6 protein-coding genes are annotated in these 5333 nt (G+C 39.3%); 5 read left to right on the forward strand and 1 reads right to left on the reverse strand.

Translation table 11 applies throughout. The features are described 5' to 3' along the window. Positions 1-84 precede the first annotated feature (84 nt). From ibaG to hisC, 5 genes are all read left to right on the forward strand, one after another. Entirely contained in the window at positions 85-336 is a 252-nt protein-coding gene (ibaG, locus tag HUN22_RS15395; protein ID WP_002115399.1) for a BolA family iron metabolism protein IbaG, read from the forward strand. Between the two features lie 6 nt (positions 337-342). Beyond that, the gene (gene murA / locus HUN22_RS15400; RefSeq protein WP_002115380.1) at positions 343-1599 is read left to right on the forward strand and encodes a UDP-N-acetylglucosamine 1-carboxyvinyltransferase; all 1257 of its coding nucleotides are present in this window, start codon (positions 343-345) and stop codon (positions 1597-1599) included. Continuing rightward, positions 1599-2282, forward strand: a complete 684-nt coding sequence (gene hisG, locus HUN22_RS15405) for an ATP phosphoribosyltransferase (RefSeq protein ID WP_174731126.1) — start codon at positions 1599-1601, stop codon at positions 2280-2282. The genes murA and hisG overlap by 1 nt, the downstream gene beginning before the upstream one ends. A 106-nt stretch (positions 2283-2388) precedes the next feature. Beyond that, complete coding sequence (hisD, locus tag HUN22_RS15410; protein WP_174731129.1) at positions 2389-3678, forward strand: histidinol dehydrogenase; 1290 nt, start codon at positions 2389-2391, stop codon at positions 3676-3678. Positions 3679-3747: 69 nt separating this feature from the next. Then, positions 3748-4833, forward strand: coding sequence for a histidinol-phosphate transaminase (gene hisC, locus HUN22_RS15415; protein WP_174731132.1), 1086 nt, complete (start codon positions 3748-3750; stop codon positions 4831-4833). Between the two features lie 3 nt (positions 4834-4836). On the opposite strand, the gene HUN22_RS15420 is transcribed toward hisC, so the two are convergent. Then, positions 4837-5333, reverse strand: a 497-nt coding sequence (locus tag HUN22_RS15420) for a chorismate-binding protein (RefSeq protein WP_174731135.1), incomplete at its 5' end; no start/stop codon positions are given.

Below are 5333 nucleotides of genomic sequence, written 5' to 3' on the forward strand. Positions count from 1 at the left end.
AATATAAACACGTACTGAATTCTTTGAAAAAGTTATAGTAAAATACTTCGTTTTACACCTTAGGTTGTGTCAGAGGTCTTTGCAATGAATAGTGAACAGCTCACTCAAATTTTAAAAGAAGCTTTCCCTGAAGCGGAAGTAGCGGTGAGCGGACAGGCCGGAAAATTTGACCTCCGTATTGTGGATGATCAATTTGACGGTAAGCGTACTGTTGCTCGTCAACAATTAGTTTATGCACCATTAAATACTTATATTGCAAGTGGCGAAGTTCACGCGGTAACAATTCGTGCAATGACCAAAGATGAATGGCGTAAAGCAAGCCTTTTCGGAGCTTAAATATTAATGGATAAATTTTTAATTACGGGTGGTGTTAAGCTCGACGGGGAAGTGCGCATTTCTGGTGCTAAAAATGCGGCTTTACCATTACTTGCTGCAACTATTCTTGCAGACTCACCAATTACAATTACCAATGTCCCAAATCTTAAAGATGTAAATACTTTGGTCAAATTGATTGGTGGATTAGGGGTTACAATCGGCTATGAAAATGACACAGTAAAAGCTGATACCTCTACTTTAGATAATCAGTTTGCTCCTTACGAATTGGTAAAAACAATGCGTGCCTCAATTTTGGTTTTAGGGCCATTATTAGCACGTTATGGCAATGCGAAAGTTTCTTTACCGGGTGGTTGTGCAATTGGATCACGTCCAGTTGATCAGCATTTAAAAGCTTTAGAAGCTTTAGGTGCGCATATTGAAGTTGAAAATGGTTATGTCCATGCTTCAGTTGAAGGTCGTTTAAAAGGTGGTGAAGTTGTTTTCGATATGGTTACCGTTGGTGGTACTGAAAACATCTTGATGGCTGCCGCACTGGCTGATGGTGTTACGACTATTCGTAATGCAGCTCGTGAGCCTGAGATTACTGACCTTGCTCAAATGCTCATTAAAATGGGTGCTAAGATTGAAGGTCTAGATACTGATACTCTTGTTGTAACTGGAGTAGAAAGTTTGCACGGTTGCGAGTATGCCGTGGTAGCTGATCGTATCGAAACGGGGTCTTATTTGGCAGCTGCTGCAATTACGGGCGGTCGTGTTAAAACTACACATACTGACCCTGCATTACTTGAATCTGTTTTGGACAAGTTTGAAGAAATGGGTGCTGAAGTCACTCGTGGTGATGACTGGATCGAGCTTGATATGTTAGGCAAACGTCCTAAAGCAGTAAGTTTTAGGACTTTGCCACATCCGGAGTTTCCAACAGATATGCAAGCTCAGCTTATGGCTGTAAATGCTATTGGTCGCGGATTTGCAACGATTTCTGAAACGATTTTTGAAAATCGTTTTATGCATGTTCCTGAACTGTCACGCATGGGTGCTAATATTCAGGTTGAAGGTCACGATGCTGTCGTAACTGGTGTAGAAACTTTACAGGCAGCACCTGTAATGGCAACAGATTTACGTGCTTCATTCTCTCTAGTTTTGGCTGCTTTAGTTGCAGAGGGAGATACCTTAATTGATCGTATCTACCATATTGATCGTGGTTATGAGCATGTCGAAGAGAAACTTCAAGGTTTAGGTGCCAAAATTAAGCGAGTAAGTTAATGAATGATGTAAGAAACGATGATCCTAATTTTGATGTGATGGGCAATTTTGATCATGGTTTGACCTTGGCACTCAGTAAAGGGCGTATTTTAAAAGAGACGTTACCTTTACTAGCTACAGCGGGTATTAATTTGCTGGAAGATCCGGAAAAGTCCCGTAAACTGATTTTTCCTACTACGCATAAGCAAGTACGTATTTTGATTTTACGTGCATCTGATGTGCCTACTTATGTAGAAAATGGCGCAGCAGATCTAGGTGTAGCAGGTAAAGATGTGTTGATGGAACACGGTGCTCAGCATGTATATGAGCTACTTGACCTGAAAATCGCTAAGTGTAAATTAATGACTGCTGGTAAAGTGGGAATGGAGCGTCCAAAAGGCCGTTTAAAAGTTGCCACGAAATATGTCAATCTTACACGTCAGTATTATGCAAGCTTAGGTGAGCAAGTTGATGTAATTAAACTCTATGGTTCTATGGAGTTAGCGCCTTTGGTCGGGTTGGGTGATTACATTGTGGATGTGGTTGATACTGGTAATACGCTCAGAGCGAATGGTCTTGAACCATTAGAGGAAATTTGCAAAGTTTCTTCACGTTTAATTGTAAATAAAGCTAGTTTTAAACGTAAGCAGATTCTATTAAATCCAATCATTTCACAGCTTGAGCAAGCCGTTCAATCACGTTAAAAGCAATTTCCCATCATGCTTTTGTGATAGTTGCTTCAGATGATGCCCACAAGCGCTTAGAAAAAGAGTAAACTTGGTTTTTCTTTTTCGCCTTGTGGGTAAATTGATGCGACGTTTATCGACTCAAGATCAGAACTTCAAACAGGTTTTTGCTGAGCTTTTAGCATTTGAAACCGTAAATGATCTTAATTTAGTGCAAACAGTAGATCAAATTATTGCTGATGTTCGTCAGCATGGTGATGATCATGTTTTAAAGCTCACTCAACAGTTCGATCGACATCCAGCGCATCAATTCTCAGATTTAGAATTATCTCAACAACAACTTAAAACTGCTTTTGATAATTTAAATCCAGAAATTCGCGATGCTCTTCAGTTAGCAGCAGCTCGTATTCGTACATTTCATGAAGCTCAGAAACAAGATAGCTGGACTTATATAGATGATTTGGGCAATACATTAGGGCAAAAAGTGACACCTCTAGACCGTGTAGGTATTTATGTACCAGGTGGTTTAGCCTCTTATCCATCTTCAGTTTTAATGAATGCTGTGCCAGCCCACGTTGCCGGTGTACCTGAAATTATCATGGTTGTTCCAGCACCTAATGGTGAACTAAATCCATTGGTTCTTGCCGCAGCTTATCTTGCGGGAGTTAGCCGGGTATTTACTATTGGTGGGGCACAGGCTGTAGCAGCTTTGGCATATGGTACTCAGACAATTCCACCTGTAGATAAAATTACTGGTCCGGGGAATCGTTTTGTAGCAGCTGCTAAACGTGCTGTATTTGGTCAAGTCGGCATTGATATGATTGCTGGACCTTCTGAAATTTTAGTATATGCAGAAGGCGAGAATAATGCAGATTGGTTAGCTATGGATGTTTTATCTCAAGCTGAACATGACACTGTGGCTCAAGCTATTTTTATTACTCCAGATGAAGCTTTGCTTAATGCAGTCGAGTTGGCAATTGAAAAGCATTTAAATGAATTGCCAAAGGCAGATATTGCTCGAACTTCAATTGAAAATCGTGGTGCTTTGGTATTAGTCAAAGACCGTGCTGAAGCAATTGAGTTGATTAATCAGGTTGCACCAGAGCATTTAGAACTTTGCTTAGATGATGCTGAAGCCATGAGCGAACATATTCGTCATGCTGGAGCAATTTTCATGGGACGTTATACGCCTGAAGCAATTGGTGACTATTGTGCAGGTCCAAACCATGTATTACCAACTTCTGGAACAGCCCGTTTTTCTTCTCCTTTAGGCATTTATGATTTCCAAAAACGTTCGAGCTTGATTATGTGTTCGAAAGATGGGGTTAAAAATTTAGCTAAAACCGCAGATATATTGGCTGTACAAGAGAACTTAGATGCCCATGCACGCTCAGCTCGCTATCGTTATCAATAAGCTTATAAACCTTGTAGTGTTTTAATTATTACTCAGGGCTGATTTTCAGCCCTTTTTTGAGATAAGACCATGACTTTATCTACAGCACAAATGCGCTTTTGGAGTCCAGAAGTTCGTGAATTAGAGCCTTATGTTCCGGGTGAGCAGCCTAAAATTCAGAATTTATTGAAACTCAATACGAATGAAAATCCATATCCACCATCTCCAAAAGTAGTTGACGCAGTTCAAGCAGTTTTAACTCAGCAAGCTGATGTATTGCGTTTATATCCAGATCCAGATGCAACAGCTTTAAAGCAAGCAATTGCTAAACAACAGAATATTGAGGTGTCTCAAGTTTTTGTTGGTAATGGCTCAGATGAAGTACTTGCTCATATTTTTAAAGCATTTTTTCTTCAAGATGAACCGATTCTTTATCCAGATATCACTTATAGTTTTTATCCAGTTTATAGTCAGTTCTTTGGAACAAAAACTAAAGAAATTCCCCTTAATGAGAATTTCGAGATAGAAGCTAAGGACTATATACAATCAAATGGGGGAGTTATTATTACAAACCCTAATGCACCAACCAGTATTGCCATGGGTTTGCTAGATATCGAGAAAATCTTAAAAGCTAACCCAGATCGAGTGGTTGTAATTGATGAGGCTTATGTTGATTTTGGTGCAGAATCAGCAGTGAGCTTAGTAAATCGCTATGAGAATCTGGTTGTTTGTCAAACAACCTCAAAATCTCGTTCATTAGCTGGTTTGCGTGTTGGTTTTGCAATTGCTCAGCCACATTTAATTGCAGCGCTTGAAGCTGTCAAAAATAGTTTTAATTCATATCCTATTGACCGTTTTGCAATTGCAGCAGCTGTGGCCTCTTTTGAAGATCAGGCTTATTTTGAAGAACAATGTCAAAAAGTTATTTCTAGTCGTGAAAAGCTAGTAGATGACTTAACTGCTTTGGGATTTAAAGTTTTACCTTCTAAAGCGAACTTTATTTTTGCTTCACACTCAGTCCATGATGCAGGCAAACTTGCACAGCAATTACGCGAACAAGGTATTATCGTGCGTTATTTCAATAAGCCTCGTATTAATCAATTTTTGCGTATTACAGTGGGTACTGATGAGCAGAATATGCGTTTAGTGCAAACGTTAAAACAAGATATTCTTTAAGTTTTATTCTGCTATGCTGTTCATCAAGTCCAGCATAGCAGATATTTTATCAAGACTTTCTTGATATTCTGCTTCAGCATCTGATGCAATGGTAATACCTCCACCAGCCCATAAAGAAAGCTGATTTTGATATTGTTGAAAACTGCGAATAAGAATATTCCAGCGGCCTGTTCCATCAAAATTGAAGTAGCCTAATGTCCCGCAATATGCACCTCTTGCTGCCTCTTCTAATTCTTCAATAATTTGCATAGCCCGAATTTTTGGAGCTCCTGTAATCGATCCCCCCGGTAAAGCAGAGAGCAACATTTGCATAGGATTAATATCGTCTTTAAGCGTAGCGACAATCTCACTGACCATATGATGAACTTGATTAAAACTTTCAATCTCGAATAATTTTGTTGTTTTTACAGATCCTGTATTGGCATAAATGCTCAAATCATTACGTAATAAATCGACAATCATCACATTTTCTGCTTGATCTTTTTGAGAGTTTTTTAAGG

Source organism: Acinetobacter lactucae (assembly GCF_013344765.1).
In the GTDB taxonomy this organism is placed as follows: domain Bacteria; phylum Pseudomonadota; class Gammaproteobacteria; order Pseudomonadales; family Moraxellaceae; genus Acinetobacter; species Acinetobacter lactucae_A.

Bases quoted from the DNA above. Each gene is read 5' to 3' on its own strand.
- murA (WP_002115380.1), top strand. From the start codon at position 343: ATGGATAAATTTTTAATTACGGGTGGTGTTAAGCTCGACGGGGAAGTG.
- ibaG (WP_002115399.1), top strand. From the start codon at position 85: ATGAATAGTGAACAGCTCACTCAAATTTTAAAAGAAGCTTTCCCTGAA.
- hisG (WP_174731126.1), top strand. From the start codon at position 1,599: ATGAATGATGTAAGAAACGATGATCCTAATTTTGATGTGATGGGCAAT.
- hisD (WP_174731129.1), top strand. From the start codon at position 2,389: ATGCGACGTTTATCGACTCAAGATCAGAACTTCAAACAGGTTTTTGCT.
- hisC (WP_174731132.1), top strand. From the start codon at position 3,748: ATGACTTTATCTACAGCACAAATGCGCTTTTGGAGTCCAGAAGTTCGT.